The following is a 14,436-nucleotide window of genomic DNA, read 5'->3' on the forward strand; positions in this document are numbered from 1 at the left end:
CGCGATCCCGCGTTTGGCGGCTACTGTCCGCGGCTGGCCGCGCTGGCAAAACGCCGCGCCTCTTCGGCGGCGCGGAACAGGGCCTTGGCCTTGTTGACGCATTCGGCCTGTTCGCTCGCAGGATTGCTGTCGGCCACGATGCCGGCGCCCGCCTGCACGTACATGGTGCCGTCCTTGATCAGCGCGGTGCGCAGCACGATGCAGGAGTCCATTTCGCCGGCTGCTGAAAAGTAGCCGACACAGCCGGCGTAGAGCCCACGCTTTTCCTTCTCCAGTTCGTCGATGATCTGCATGGCGCGCACCTTGGGCGCGCCAGACACCGTGCCGGCAGGGAAGCCCGCGGCCAGCGCATCGAGCGAGTCGCACCGGTCGGACAACACGCCCTCGACGTTGGAAACGATGTGCATGACGTGGCTGTAGCGCTCGATGAAGAACCGGTCGGTGACCTTGACGCTGCCGATCCTGGCAACGCGGCCGACGTCGTTGCGACCGAGATCGAGCAGCATCAGGTGCTCGGCGCGCTCCTTCGGGTCGGCGAGGAGTTCTTCTTCCAGCGCCTTGTCGTCATGAGGCGTCTCGCCGCGCGGCCGCGTGCCCGCGATCGGGCGGATCGTCACGACATCCGAGCGCACCCGCACCAGGATCTCGGGGCTCGAGCCCGCGACCGCATAGCCGCCGAAGTCGAGAAAGTAGAGAAACGGCGCCGGATTGACTCGCCGCAGCGCGCGATAGAGCGCAAAGGGCGGCAGCGTAAAGGGCGCCTGGAAGCGCTGCGACAGCACCACCTGGAAGATGTCGCCGGCGAGGATGTACTCCTTGGCCTTCTGGACCATCGCCTGGTATTCGGCGGGCGTGGTGTTGGATTTCGCCGGAACGTCGAGTGGACCGGCCTCCGAGCCCACGGCGGTCTTGTCGAGCGGCCGGTCGAGCGCATCGACCACCGCGGACAGCCGCTCTTCGGCGCGCGCCAGCGCGACCTTTGCGATGACGCCCGGTTCCGGTCGCACCGGCGTCACCACCGTGATGCTGTCTTTGACGGCATCGAATACCACGATGAGCGTCGGGCGGATCAGGACGGCGTCCGGAATGTCGATCGGATCGGGATGGGAGGCCGGCAGATCCTCCATCAGCCGAACCATGTCGTAACCGAGATAGCCGAACACGCCCGCCGCCATCGGCGGCAGGCCATCCGGCAACGCGATGCGGCTTTCGGCGATCAGCGCGCGAAGCGCTTCAAGCGGCGGGGCGTCGCAGGCGATGAAATGGTCGGCATCGGTCCGCGCCGTGCGGTTGATCTCGGCACGCCCGGAGGCGGAGCGCCACACCACGTCGGGGTCGAGCCCGATCACCGAGTAGCGGCCGCGCACCGCACCGCCTTCAACCGACTCCAGCAGGAAGCTCATCGGGCGCCCGCCGGCGATCTTGAGGAACGCCGACACTGGCGTTTGCAGGTCGGCGACCAGTGTGGTCCAGACCACTTGCGCCTCGCCGCGGCCGTAACGCGTGGAAAAGGCGTCAGCCCGCGGCTCGATCTGCATGGGCCCTAGTACTGCGGGTTGTTGCTGCTGTCTTGGCTCAGCAGGTTGTAGTTGACGGAAACGCCGACATCGTCCCGCAGGCGCGCCACGTACTGCGCGATGATGTCCTCGGCGTTGCGCTGGCGGAGTGCCTCGTCGATGCGCTTGGAATCGGCGGATTCCGCGTCGAGCGGCGGCACCTTGATCTCGCTGACGCGGAACACGATGCGCTCGGCGGGGGTCGTGCCTTCCACGGTGCCGACGCCATCCTTCGGCGTGCGGAACACTTCGGCGACAGCGGCGGCGGAAAGCGGAGGCGGCGTGTTGCCGCGCTTGATGCCGGGACGCCACTCGACCTTGAGATCGTCGGCCTTGGCGGCGTCGGCAAACGACGTGCCGCCCTTGATCTTGTCGACCAGCGCAGTCGCCTTGGCGCGCAGCGCCTTGGTGACCTCATCGTCGCGGTAATGCGTCAGCACGTCGTCCTTGACCTCGTCGAGCTTGCGGTCATGGGCGGCCGAGATGCTGTCGACATCGTACCAGACGTAGCCGGCATTGTTGGGAAGCCGCAGCGGCTCGTTCTCGCCATGCACGTCGGCCGAGAAGATCGCAGAAAGCAGATCGACGCCTTCCGGCAGATCGGCGACAGGCTGGCCTGACGCGTCCTTGCCGCTCCGATCGATGCTGTCGATGACGCGCGGCATGAGACCGAATTTCTTGGCCGCGTCGGCCAGAGACGCGCCGCCCAGCCGCTCGTCCTCGACCTTTTCCTGGACGCTGGTCGTCTCGTTCTTGGCGCGATCGAGCGAAAGCTCCTTCTTGAGATCGGCCGAGACCTCTTCGAAAGACTTCGTGGCGGCCGGCTCGATGGCATCGACCTTGACGATGGCGATGCCGAAACGACCCTCGATCGGCTTCGAGACCTCGCCGTTGTTCAGCGCAAAAGCGGCATTGCCGACCTCACGGTCCACCACTGCGGCCTTCGTCACATTGCCGAGGTCGATGTCGGTGTCCTTCAGCCCGCGCTCTTTGGCAAGATCGTCGAACGAGGTGCCGGAGGAAAGCTTCTCCGACGCGGCTTTCGCCTCGTCCATGTTCGGGAACACGATCTGTCTGATCTTGCGCCGCTCCGGCGTCTCGTAACGCGCCTTGCGCGAAGCGTAGGTCTTCTTCAGATCGTCCTCGGACACCACGATGCGCCCCGCGATGTCTTCGGGCTTCAACGTCACGATGGTGACCTTGCGCGTCTCAGGCGCGCGGAACACAACCTTGCGCTCCTCAAAATACTTGGCGAGCGCCTCTGCCGAGGGCTCCGGGATGTCTCCGGCCTGCGCCTTGCCGAGCAACACATACTCGACGGTGCGCTCTTCGTTCTGGAAGCGGTTGAACACTTCGAGCGAGGTCTTGGGCACGAAGGTCTGGTCGCTGATGGTGTTGACCAGCTGCTGGCGCACCAGATTGCGGCGCTGCTCGGCGAGGAACCTCTGCTCGTTGTAACCACCGTTGCGGATCACGGCCTCGAAACGCGCCCGGTCGAACTGGCCGTTAATGCCCTTGAAGGCCGGCATGTCGGTCACCTGCCGCGCGATCTCGGCGTCGCTTGCGCCGAGCCGCAGCGATCTCGTTTTCTCATCGATCGCGGTGTCGGCAATCATCTGGCTCAGAAACTGGCGGTCGAGACCGAGCGCGCGGGCCTGGTCGGGCAGGATTGGACGGTTGAACTGGCGGCCGAGCTGCTGCAGCCGGTCCTGGTACTGCTGACGGAAGGTCTCGATCCGGATCTCAGTGCCGCCGACCTTGGCCAGCGTCGACTGGCCGAAGCCGCGGAAAATGTCGCCGATGCCCCAGATGCCGAAGCTGATGGCGATCAGGCCCAGCACCACGCCCATGACGGCGCGGCCGATCCAGTTGGAGGAGGCCTTGTGAATACCTCGAAGCATGTAACCGTTCGTTTGTCTGGAAGAGCGGCCGATAGAGGGCCGATTGGGGCCGGAATATAGAGGCCGTCCAATGGCATCGCAACCGACGCGAATAGCTTCAAAGCGCCACTGGCGCGGCCTTCAAGGCTCTGTTACGGCTCGGAAAAATGGGGAGACGGATGGCCGCATCGCAGCGCCGCCCGCTGGTCGCGGGCAACTGGAAAATGAACGGGCTCCAGGACTCGATCATCGAGCTGGAGAAGATCGCCCAAGGCGCGGACACCGTTCCCAAGGCCGACCTGATGATCTGCCCGCCGGCGACCCTGATCGGCTTCTGTGTCGATGCCGTGGAGTCGGTGGAAGGCTCCCGCGTCGCCATCGGCGGCCAGGATTGTCACGCCAAGCCGTCGGGCGCGTTCACCGGTGACATCGCGGCCGAGATGCTGGCCGACATCGGCGCGGTTGCGGTGATCGTCGGCCATTCCGAGCGGCGGACCTATCACAAGGAAACCGACGCCGACGTGCGAGCGAAAGCGGAGGCCGCCTGGCGCGCCAACCTTTGCGCAATCGTCTGCATCGGTGAGACGCAGGCCGAACGCGAGGCCGGGAAGACGCTCGACGTGCTCGGCCGCCAGCTCGACGGCTCGTTGCCGGACGGCGCGACGGGCTCAAATCTCGTGATTGCCTACGAGCCGGTCTGGGCGATCGGCACCGGGCTCACGCCCACTGCGGCTGACGTTGCGGAGGCGCACGCCTTTATCCGCAAGCGTCTCGCGTCGCGGTACGGTAGTACGGCTGACGCGATCCGCATTCTCTACGGCGGCTCGGTCAAGCCATCGAACGCCGCGGAGCTGATGGGCGTCGCCAACGTGGACGGCGCACTGGTCGGTGGCGCAAGCCTCAAGGCCGACGACTTCTTCGGCATCGCCGCCGCATACCGCTGACGCAATCGAGACCGTCGCGGGACGCTTGTACCCCTCCATTCGAATTGGTCTAATCTCAAACCAAGAATATGCGTGCGTTAAGCGCACGCGCCCTACGTCGCCCATGACGTAGGAGATTGGGGAGAGAGCGCCATGTCTTCAAACGACAATCGGACTCCGATTCCGCGCCGCGACTTCCTGAAGGGCGCGGGCGCGGCAGGAACTGCTGTTGCGGCAACGCTCGCGCCCGTCGTCGCAACCACGCCGGCGGTGGCGCAGCAGCAGCCCGCAGCAACGCCAGCTCAACCGGCACCGGAGACCTGGCTCACGCTGAATGCCACCGAAGTGGCCTTCTTCACCGCTGCGGTCGACACCATCATCCCGGCCGACGAATTGTCGCCGTCGGGCAGCGACTGCGGCGTCGCGGTGTTCATCGACCGGCAGCTCGCCGGCGCTTACGGCAGCGGCGCGCGGCTCTATCGCCAGGGCCCGTTCCTGAAGGCGAAGCCCGAGCTTGGCTATCAGCTCGAACTGAACCCGCGCGAATTCTTCCGCGCCGGCATCACGGCGGCGAACGAATTCACCCGCAAGACCTACGGCAAGGACTTCGACCGGCTCGCGGAGCAGGATCGCATCGCCGCGTTCAAGACGATGGAAGAGGGCAAGGCCGAATTCCCGGGCTTCAGCAGCAGAGCGTTCTTCAATGCACTGCTGCAGATCACCATGGAGGGCTTCTTCGCCGACCCGATGTATGGCGGCAACCGCGACATGGCGGCGTGGAAGATGGTCGGCTACCCGGGGCTGCCCGCGATCTACCGCGAAGAGATCAAGACTTACTACAACAAGAAATACGACAAGCCGCCGCGTTCCATCGCGGACTTTTCTTGAGGGGAGGCGACCATGGCCACGATGCTCAAGGAAGTCGATGCGGTCTGCATCGGCGTTGGATTCACCGGCAGCATTCTCGCGCGCGAACTCACCAAGGCCGGCCTCAAGGTCGTAGGCCTTGAGCGCGGCCCGAACCGGACGGCGCGGGACGACTTTGCGATCCCGAACGTCCGCGACGATCTGAAATATGCGGTGCGCCAGGAGCTGTTCCAGGACACCCAGACCGAGACCGTGACGCTGCGCCATTCACCATCGGAAACGGCGCTGCCGATCCGCCGGCTCGGCTCGTTCCTGCCCGGCACCGGCGTGGGCGGCGCGGGCGCGCACTGGAACGGCGTGACCTGGCGGCTTCTGGAGTCCGACCACGTGCTGCGCTCGCACCTGGAAAACCGCTACGGCAAGAATGCCGTGCCGGCCGAGATGACGATCGCGGATTTCCCGGTCACCTATGCGGAGCTCGAGCCGTACTACGACCGCTTTGAGAAGCTGTGCGGCATCTCCGGCAAGGCCGGCAATCTGCGCGGCGTGAAGATCGACGGCGGCAACACCTTCGAAGGTCCGCGGCAGAACGAATATCCGAACAAGCCGCTGGCGATGACCATTCGCGGCGAGCTGATGCAGAAGGCTGCGAAGGAGCTGGGCTATCACCCGTTCCAGGCGCCCGCCGCCAACATGAGCGAGGCCTACACCAACACCGAGGGGCTGACGCTCGGCGCCTGCGAATATTGCGGCCACTGCGAGCGCTTCGGCTGCGAGGCCAACGCCAAGGCCTCGCCGCAATCGACCATCCTGCCGGTGCTCACCGCCGACAAGAACTTCGAGCTGCGCACCTACGCCTATGTGAAGGAGCTGGTCTACGACAAGCAGGCCAAGAAGGTGAAAGCCGTCCGCTATGTCGATACGCGGAGCGGCGAGGAGTTCGAGCAGCCGGCGCAGCTCGTGCTGCTTGGCGCCTACGTGTTCAACAACGTGCTGCTGATGCGCATGGCCGGCATCGGCGAGCAGTACGATCCCGCGACCGGGAAGGGCGCCATCGGCAAGAATTATTGCTACCAGGTCAGCGGCAACAGCGTGACGATGTTCTTCGAGAATATCGAGGTCAATCCGTTCATGGCCGCCGGCGCCTCGCACGGCATGAACATCGACGACTTCAACGGCGACAACTTCGACCATTCGGGTCTGGGCTTCTTCGGCGGCGCCTGGATCTCCTGCGGCGGCTCGAACGGCCGGCCGATCCTGACGCGACCGGTGCCGGCCGGCACGCCGCGCTGGGGCCGCGATTGGAAGAAGGCGACCGCCAAGTGGTACAACCACGCCGTCAACATCGGCGCCTCGGGCTGCAACTACGCCCACCGCGAGAACTATCTCGACCTCGATCCGACCTACAAGGACGCGCTCGGCCGGCCGCTGATCCGGATGAGCTACGACTTCCGCGACAACGACAAGAAGATGGCGAACTACATCGCCGGCGTGCTCGACAAGCTCGCCACCGCGATGAAGCCAACCATCAAGGGCAAGGCCAGCGCGCGGACCGGCACCTACAATGTCGTGCCGTATCAGTCGACCCACAACACCGGCGGCACGATGATCGGGTTCGATCCGCAATCGAGCGTGGTCAACCGCTACTGCCAGGCCTGGGGCGCCGACAATCTGTTCGTGATGGGCGCCTCGCTGTTCCCGCAGAATGCCTCCTACAATCCGACCGGGCTGGTCGGTGCGCTGTCCTATTTCGCGGCGGAAGCGATCACCACCAAGTATCTGAAGAACCCGGGACCGCTGGTCCACGCATGACCGGAAATCCCTGAATTGGCCGTTTTCCGCGACTCAAAGGCCCAATCGGCGGCCCGGGGTGGAAATACCGGGGGCGATGGTGTAGACACCGCCCCGAATTCCTATATCGGGGATCGTGAAACGGGCCCGTTAGCCCGCAAACCCGCTTGAGCGCACCGTTATGCACTACGTCATTATGCTGATCCATCTGATGATCGTCGTGGCCATGGTGGGCCTCGTGCTGATCCAGAAGTCCGAAGGCGGCGGCCTTGGGATGGGAGGCGGCGGAGGCGGGGGCGGCGGGTTCCTGTCGAGCCGCGGCACTGCCAACGTGCTGACCCGGACCACCGCGATCCTCGCGGCGATGTTCTTCGTGACCAGCTTGTTCCTGTCCTGGTATGCGAGCCTGGACCGCAAGCCGCGCTCGATCCTCGACAGCAGCGGGCCGGCTGCGCCTTCTGCACCCGCGGTTCCAGGCGCGCCAGGCGCGGGCGGCGGCGTGCTCAACCAACTCGGCGGCGGGACGCCGCAACAGCAGCCGGCGGCGCCGCCGCAGGCACCAGCCGGGCCGCAGGTGCCACGGCAGTAGAAAAGCCAAGGGGCCGGGTGACCGGCCCCTTCGCTTTTGGGCGAGGTGAAACATGAAGTTGCAACCGAAAACTCTCGGCCAAGTTGTTGGCGGATTGCGTGCTTCAGGGCCTCAGCAGGCTTATCCACAAAACATGCGGAGCCGCATGGCTCATTCCCGCCCGGCGCTCTCGTCGAATCGATTCGCGGACGCTAAAGGTTGAGCCCCATGGCGCGGTACATCTTCATCACCGGCGGCGTGGTTTCCTCACTCGGCAAGGGTCTCGCATCGGCAGCGCTCGGCGCCTGCCTGCAGGCCCGCGGCTATTCGGTGCGGCTGCGCAAGCTCGACCCCTATCTCAATGTCGATCCGGGCACGATGTCGCCCTATCAGCACGGCGAGGTGTTCGTCACCGACGACGGCGCAGAGACCGATCTCGATCTCGGCCATTACGAGCGCTTCACCGGCAATCCGGCGAGCAAGCAGGACAACATCACGCAAGGCCGCATCTACCAGGACATCCTCACCAAGGAGCGGCGCGGCGACTATCTCGGCGCCACCATCCAGGTGATCCCGCACGTCACCAACGCCATCAAGGACTTCATCCGCGAAGGCAATGACGGCGTCGATTTCGTGCTGATGGAGGTCGGCGGCACGGTCGGCGACATCGAAAGCCTGCCGTTCCTGGAAGCGATCCGCCAGTTCGGCAACGAGCTGCCGCGCAACCATGCGATCTACGTGCATCTCACGCTGATGCCGTATATCCCGAGCGCGGGCGAACTGAAGACCAAGCCGACCCAGCACTCGGTCAAGGAACTGCTCTCGATCGGCATCCAGCCGGACATCCTGCTGTGCCGCACCGACCGGCCGATCCCCAAGGAGGAGCGGCGCAAGCTGTCTCTGTTCTGCAACGTGCGCGAAAGCGCGGTGATCGAGGCGCGCGACGTCGACAACGTCTATGCGGTGCCGGAGGCGTATTCGGCCGAAGGCTTCGACACCGAAGTCTTGCACGCGTTCGGCCTCGACCCGAGCCAGCCGCCGGATCTGGCGCGCTGGAAGCTGATCAACGAGCGCATCCGCAATCCCGAAGGCCAGGTGACCATTGCGGTCGTCGGCAAATACACCGGCATGAAGGACGCCTACAAATCGCTGATCGAGGCGCTGTCCCATGGCGGCATCGCCAACAAGGTGAGGGTCAATCTCGACTGGATCGAGTCCGAGGTGTTCGAGAAGGAAGACCCGGCGCCGTTCCTCGAGCACGTCAACGGCATCCTGGTGCCGGGCGGGTTCGGCCAGCGCGGCGCCGAGGGAAAAATCCGCGCGGCGCAGTTCGCCCGCGAGCGCCAGATGCCGTATTTCGGCATCTGCTTCGGCATGCAGATGGCCGTCATCGAGGCGGTGCGAAACCTGCTCGGCATCGCCGAGGCCAACTCCACCGAATTCGCGCCGACGCCCGAACCGGTCGTGGGCCTGATGACCGAGTGGCTCAAGGGCAACGAATTGCAGAAGCGCCAGGCCGCAGGCGACCTCGGCGGCACCATGCGGCTCGGCGCCTATCCGGCGGCGCTCAAACGCGGCAGCAAGATCGCCGACATCTACGGCTCGACGGATATCTCCGAGCGGCATCGTCACCGCTACGAGGTCAACACCGCCTACAAGGACCGGTTGGAGCAGCACGGCATGCGCTTCTCCGGCATGTCGCCTGACGGCGTGCTGCCGGAGACCATCGAATACGCCGACCATCCCTGGTTCATCGGGGTGCAGTATCATCCCGAGCTGAAGTCGCGGCCGTTCGAGCCGCACCCGCTGTTCTCGTCCTTCATCGGCGCGGCGGTGGAGCGGTCACGCCTGGTTTGACGCAACGGCATTGGCCGGATCATCTGCAATCGGCCTTGCCTGCCTGGCGATGGCCTGGCCCATAGCGAACGGGTTGGCGGCGACGAGATTGATCTGCGGTCGTCGCGACAGCCGATAGACGGCGGCAGGCGGCATATTCAGCATCGCGCGGTCCACGAGCGTCGCGCGAAGCCCCAGCCGGTCCAGCACGGCCGCGGCACCGGGCAGCTCATGCCGTAGGTGAACTGATAGAACGCTCCTCCCGGGCGGACATAGCTGAACGCACCGCTGAGAATGGCGATCGCCTTGCGCGTCGACATGTTGAGCAGCGGCAGTCCGCTGATGACCGCGCCGACCGGGGCACCGTCGTAGAGACGTTCTGCCGCCAGCCGCGCGGCGTCCATCCAGAGCACGCGGGCGCCTGGAAAGCGCACCTGCAAGAGCTTCATGAAATCCGAGCCGTATTCGATCAATGTGAGGTCTTGCTGGCGGATGCCGCGCTTCAGCAATTGGTAGGTGAACGCGCCCGTGCCGGGTCCGAGCTCGATGACCGGGCCGCTCGATGGCGTGATCTCGCGGGTTATGAGGTCGGCGAGCGCCGCTCCCGACGGCGCGATTGCGCCGACCCGGCGCGGGGCCGACATCCAGGCGAGGAAGAATGACAAGAAATCGTTCGGCATGGACACTCCAGGATCTGGGTCGCGCCTCGCACATCAGCGGCAAGGCCGGCGCAATGTCGCTGGCCGGCATTGCGGCAGCATTGCCGATGCGACCCGGATCGGAGCGGATCAGTCTTGTTGTGCGGGAGCAGGCGGCAACGTCATCCGAAAGCACGCTCCGCCATTTGGCCCGTCGAGCACGGAGACGTGGCCGCCGTGAAGAAGCACGAACTCGCGGACCATGTTGAGGCCGAGACCGGCGCCCCGATCGAGCGGAGCCAATCGGTAAAACGGTTCAAAGATCAGTGCGCGCTGATCCGGCGGAATGCCCGCGCCTTCGTCCGTGACGTCGATGGTCGCCGGGCGGCCGACATGGATGCTGATGGCGCCACGACGCCCGCCGTGCTGGATCGCATTCTGCACGAGATTGGTGAGCGCCCGTTCCAAGGCTGCCCGGTCGCCAAGCGTCTCGATCTGCCCGGCCGTTGCGTCAAACGACAGCTCGTAGCCTGCCGCGATGGCGAGCGGGGCGAGGTCGGCGGCCACGCCCTGCGCGACCGTCACGAGATCGACCCGCGCGAACGGATGTTCGCATCGATTCAGCCGTTGGATGTCGAGCAGCTGCTCGGCCAGCGTGGCAAGCCGCGCGGTGTCTTCGAGCAGGCGGGCCCTGTCCGGACCCGGCGGAAGCGACTCCAGCCGTGTGTTGAGAATGGCAATCGGCGTCCGCAACTCATGCGCGGCATCGGCGACGAAGCGCTTGTGGCGTGAATAGCCCTCGTCCAGGCGCGCGAGCGCGTCGTTGACGGCGGAGACCAGCGGCACGACCTCCAGCGGGATGCGATCGACCGGCAGCTGCGCGCCCCGCTGATGGATGTCGATCCTGCGGGCCTGATCTGCGGTCGCATCGAGGCCTGCAAAAGCACGCCGGACCACCATCGGCGTTGCGATCAATGTCGCGGCCGCCATCAAGAGCAAGGCGGGAAGGGCGATGCCGAAGAACGTCAGCGCCGTGGTGAGCAGAGCCTTGCCCCCGGACAATCGTCCCTGGGTCGCCGTGAGCACCTGCACGTTGCCCGCCTCGGTGTTGACGCGCTTCAGCCGCGCGGCGGGCTTGCGCGGATCGTCATCGAGGAGCTGCCAGCCCAGGCGCGCCTGGCTGATATGGTCGAGCGCATTGCCGATGTTCGCAAACTCGGACGGCACCGTGCCTTCCGAGAGGGCGCGACCCTGCCGGTCCCAGACCAGGAACCAGAGGTCGGGGATATCTTCGCGCAGCTCTCTCAGTTCGGCCGTTGGGCGCAGGACCAGGCTGCCTTGCGCATCGCGCGCGAGCGCCCGCTGCACGACATCGATGACGCGATCCTCGTCCCGCTCGACGAGCAGGAAGCCCGCCCCCCACAGCGCACCGATGACGAGGATGACGACAGCCACAAGCAGCAGCGCCTGAAGCGAGATCACTCGCCAACTGAGCCGCGAGCACAGGCTGTATGGTTCACAGCGATCGGTCACGGCACCTGCTTCAGCAGATAGCCGACGCCGCGAATGCCGTGGATTTCAACGCCTGCGTTGGCTTCGGCGAGCTTGCGGCGCAGCCGCGACACATGCGTGTCGAGCGCGTTCGACTGGATCTCGTCGTCAAAATTATAGACGGCTTCTTCGAGCGCTGAACGCAGCACGGTCCGGCCCATGCGTCGCAAGAGAGCCTCCAGAACCAGGAGTTCCCGCCGTGGCAGGTCGAGTGCTCGTCCGTCGACGCTCGCCTCGCGATGGCCGAAGTCGAAGGCGAGACGGCCCGCCCGCATGCTGTCCGGCTGCAGCCCGGCCGGCCGGCGCAGCACGGCACGCAGCCGCGCCAGCAATTCTTCAACCGCGAACGGCTTGGCCAGATAATCGTCCGCTCCGCCATCGAGCCCGGCGATACGGTCTGCCAGATCGCTCCGTGCGGTCAGCACGATGACCGGCACACCGTCGGCTCGCGCCCTCAGTTTCGGGATCAGGGTGAGACCGTCACCGTCCGGGAGCTGGCGGTCGAGCAGAACCGCCGCATGCACGTCGGCGGAAATCGCTTCTTCCGCCTCGGCAAGCGTCGGCACATGGTCGACGACCATGTCGTAGCCCTTCAGTGCCGAGGCAAGCGCCCCAGCCATCTCCGCTTCATCTTCGACGAGCAATATCCGCATGTTCGGCACCCGTGGTCCCGTTCTAGCGGCCGCAACATTGCGGCAGCATTACGGGAATCGGCTGCCGCTGGTGCAAAGCCCGTGTCGTGGCTATGGGCAATTGCCTTCGCGCGAGCGAGACCGTAGCCTTATCTCCACGGGCGCGGCCCATTTACAACCAGATGGATTGGACTCGTGTTGACACGTCTCGTTGCAGCCGTGGCTGCCATCGCAGCCCTGCTTGGTTCCATCAGTCTCGCGCAAGCCCAGTTCGACAACGAGCGGCAAGAGATGCTGCGCGGCGGCGCGACGAAGAAGGGCGTCTACAACATCCTTGGCTTGGACGGCACCGGCCTCGGCCGCACCACCGTGAACTATGCAAGCAAATATGCGCCGGGCACCATCGTTGTCGATACGGCACAGCGGCGGCTCTATCTCATTCAGGGCGGCGGCTCGGCGCTGCAATACGGCATCGGTGTCGGTCGCGCCGGCTTCCAGTGGAAGGGCACGCACAAGATCACCGCAAAGAAAGAAAATCCGGATTGGACACCGCCGGCGGAGATGATCGCGCGGCAACCGGATGTGCCGACGCACATGAAGGGCGGCGATCCGGCCAATCCGCTCGGCACACACGCGATGTACCTCGGCAGCACGCTCTACCGGATCCACGGCTCGCCCGATGCAGACTCCGTCGGTGAAGCGGAATCGTCCGGCTGTTTCCGGATGAGAAACACGGACGTGGCCGATCTCTACAAGCGGGTGTCGGTCGGCACGACCGTGGTGGTGAAGTAAAACCGCCAAATCGCTCGGCATCACCATTCCGACGTCCTCGTATGCGCCGACAAGGTGAATAGCCGCGGTGGAGCACAGCGACTTGGTGTGATAATCAAAGCCTCTGGTTTTCCTGCGATGCCCGGCCGATGCCGGGCATCGACGTTTTAAGTCCAAGGGAGGGCAACGATGATCTACGAGCTTCGCATCTATCAGTGCATTCCAGGCAAGCTGCCGGCGCTGCTCAAGCGCTTCGAGACCAAGACGCTCGACATCTGGAAGAAGCACGGCATCCGCCCAACCGGATTCTGGACCGTGCTGCTCGGCGACGGCAGCAACGATCTGCACTACATGCTGGCCTGGGAATCGCTCGCCGAGCGTGAGCAGAAATGGAACACGTTCCAGGCCGATCCGGAGTGGCACAAGGCCCGCGATGAAAGCGAGAAGGACGGCCTTCTGATCGCCAACATCAAGACCTCGATCCTGCGGCCGACCGCGTTCTCGGAGATCCGCTGACACCAGGAAGCCGGCGTGGCACGGGCCATCGACCATATCGTCCATGCGGTGCACGACCTCGATGCCGCCGCCGATCTCTATCGGCGGCTCGGCTTTCAGGTCGGCGCCCGCAACACGCATCCGCGCGACTGGGGCACACAGAACCACGTCATCCAGCTCCCAGGCGTTTATATCGAACTGCTCGCCATGGCGGACGCCACGGAGATGGCTCCGCACAGCCCGCGGTTCTTTTCGTTCGGCGCCTTCAATCGCGATTTCCTGAAACGAGGGCAAGGGCCTTCCATGCTGGTGCTGGAAGGTCGCGGCGCGCCGGACGTGGAAACATTTCGCGCAGCCGGCATCGGCGATTTCGACTTGTACGAATTCCAACGGGAAGGCCGCCGTCCCGACGACACAACCGTCAAGCTTGCGTTCGCGCTGGCCTTTGCATCGAACAAGCTCGCCCCGGATACGGGCTTCTTCAGCATCCTGCATCGCCATCCTGAGAACTTCTGGAATCCGGTATTCCAGAAGCATCCCAACACCGCAACGGCGATCGCCGGCGTCGTTCTCGTGGCAGACAATCCCAGCGATCATCGGGCCTTTCTGGAAGCCTTCGCCGGTCCACGCGGCCTCGTTTCGGGTTCGTCCGGAATCAGCATCAAGACGCATCACGGGGAAATCCAGGTGATGCGACCCGGCGTGTTCCTCGACCGCTTCGGCACCGAGCCGCCAACCATGGAACGCGGCGCGCGGCTGGCCGCAATCCGCTTTGCGTTCCGTGATCTCGATGCGGCCACGGAGCAAGTGAAGACCGCGGCTACAATCAGTTCCAGCCGCATGGGCTATATCGCCCTCGGTCCTGACAACGCCTTGGGCGCAACCCTGATGTTCGAACGGATTTGAGCGTTGACCCAGCGGCCCGGTG

Annotated in this window: 12 protein-coding genes and 1 pseudogene; 8 read left to right on the plus strand and 5 right to left on the minus strand. The window is 65.0% G+C overall.

Annotated elements, in window-relative coordinates:
• Nucleotides 1-20: 20 nt before the first annotated feature.
• The gene (gene trpE / locus RHPLAN_RS21215) at nt 21-1,538 is read right to left on the minus strand and encodes an anthranilate synthase component I (protein WP_068021609.1); all 1,518 of its coding nucleotides are present in this window, start codon (nt 1,536-1,538) and stop codon (nt 21-23) included.
• A 5-nt stretch (nt 1,539-1,543) separates the two neighbouring features.
• Nucleotides 1,544-3,457: a peptidylprolyl isomerase gene (locus RHPLAN_RS21220; RefSeq protein ID WP_068021611.1), complete on the minus strand. Its 1,914-nt coding sequence runs from the start codon at nt 3,455-3,457 to the stop codon at nt 1,544-1,546.
• Between the two features lie 158 nt (nt 3,458-3,615).
• Here RHPLAN_RS21220 and tpiA point away from each other — a divergent pair, with 158 nt between their 5' ends.
• From tpiA to pyrG, 5 genes are all read left to right on the plus strand, one after another.
• A complete protein-coding gene (gene tpiA / locus RHPLAN_RS21225) occupies nt 3,616-4,380 on the plus strand; it encodes a triose-phosphate isomerase (protein WP_068021614.1) in 765 nt (254 codons plus the stop codon).
• 132 nt (nt 4,381-4,512) lie between these two features.
• On the plus strand, nt 4,513-5,247 hold the full coding sequence (locus RHPLAN_RS21230) for a gluconate 2-dehydrogenase subunit 3 family protein (protein WP_068021617.1): 735 nt from the start codon (nt 4,513-4,515) through the stop codon (nt 5,245-5,247).
• Nucleotides 5,248-5,259: 12 nt separating this feature from the next.
• A complete protein-coding gene (locus RHPLAN_RS21235) occupies nt 5,260-7,038 on the plus strand; it encodes a GMC family oxidoreductase (RefSeq protein ID WP_068021619.1) in 1,779 nt (592 codons plus the stop codon).
• Nucleotides 7,039-7,198: 160 nt separating this feature from the next.
• Nucleotides 7,199-7,606: a preprotein translocase subunit SecG gene (secG, locus tag RHPLAN_RS21240; protein WP_068021621.1), complete on the plus strand. Its 408-nt coding sequence runs from the start codon at nt 7,199-7,201 to the stop codon at nt 7,604-7,606.
• A 207-nt stretch (nt 7,607-7,813) separates the two neighbouring features.
• Complete coding sequence (pyrG, locus tag RHPLAN_RS21245) at nt 7,814-9,442, plus strand: CTP synthase (RefSeq protein WP_068021623.1); 1,629 nt, start codon at nt 7,814-7,816, stop codon at nt 9,440-9,442.
• Here pyrG and RHPLAN_RS21250 read toward each other — a convergent pair.
• From RHPLAN_RS21250 to RHPLAN_RS21260, 3 genes and pseudogenes are all read right to left on the minus strand, one after another.
• Nucleotides 9,428-10,101, minus strand: a pseudogene (locus tag RHPLAN_RS21250) (class I SAM-dependent methyltransferase). The gene pyrG and the pseudogene RHPLAN_RS21250 overlap by 15 nt on opposite strands.
• Nucleotides 10,102-10,209: 108 nt before the next feature.
• Nucleotides 10,210-11,541 carry a sensor histidine kinase gene (locus RHPLAN_RS21255; protein WP_442971781.1) on the minus strand — a complete coding sequence of 444 codons (1,332 nt, stop codon included), beginning with the start codon at nt 11,539-11,541 and terminating at the stop codon, nt 10,210-10,212.
• A gap of 47 nt (nt 11,542-11,588) precedes the next feature.
• Nucleotides 11,589-12,263 (minus strand): response regulator, encoded by a 675-nt coding sequence (locus RHPLAN_RS21260; RefSeq protein WP_068031608.1) that lies wholly within the window; start codon nt 12,261-12,263, stop codon nt 11,589-11,591.
• Between the two features lie 177 nt (nt 12,264-12,440).
• Here RHPLAN_RS21260 and RHPLAN_RS21265 point away from each other — a divergent pair, with 177 nt between their 5' ends.
• The 3 genes from RHPLAN_RS21265 (at nt 12,441) to RHPLAN_RS21275 (ending at nt 14,414) form a co-directional block, all read left to right on the plus strand.
• A complete protein-coding gene (locus RHPLAN_RS21265) occupies nt 12,441-13,034 on the plus strand; it encodes a L,D-transpeptidase (protein ID WP_068021627.1) in 594 nt (197 codons plus the stop codon).
• 168 nt (nt 13,035-13,202) lie between these two features.
• Complete coding sequence (locus tag RHPLAN_RS21270) at nt 13,203-13,529, plus strand: NIPSNAP family protein (RefSeq protein WP_068021629.1); 327 nt, start codon at nt 13,203-13,205, stop codon at nt 13,527-13,529.
• A gap of 15 nt (nt 13,530-13,544) precedes the next feature.
• Nucleotides 13,545-14,414: a VOC family protein gene (locus RHPLAN_RS21275; protein WP_068021631.1), complete on the plus strand. Its 870-nt coding sequence runs from the start codon at nt 13,545-13,547 to the stop codon at nt 14,412-14,414.
• The last annotated feature ends 22 nt before the right edge of the window (nt 14,415-14,436 follow it).

The organism is Rhodoplanes sp. Z2-YC6860 (assembly GCF_001579845.1).
GTDB lineage: Bacteria > Pseudomonadota > Alphaproteobacteria > Rhizobiales > Xanthobacteraceae > Z2-YC6860.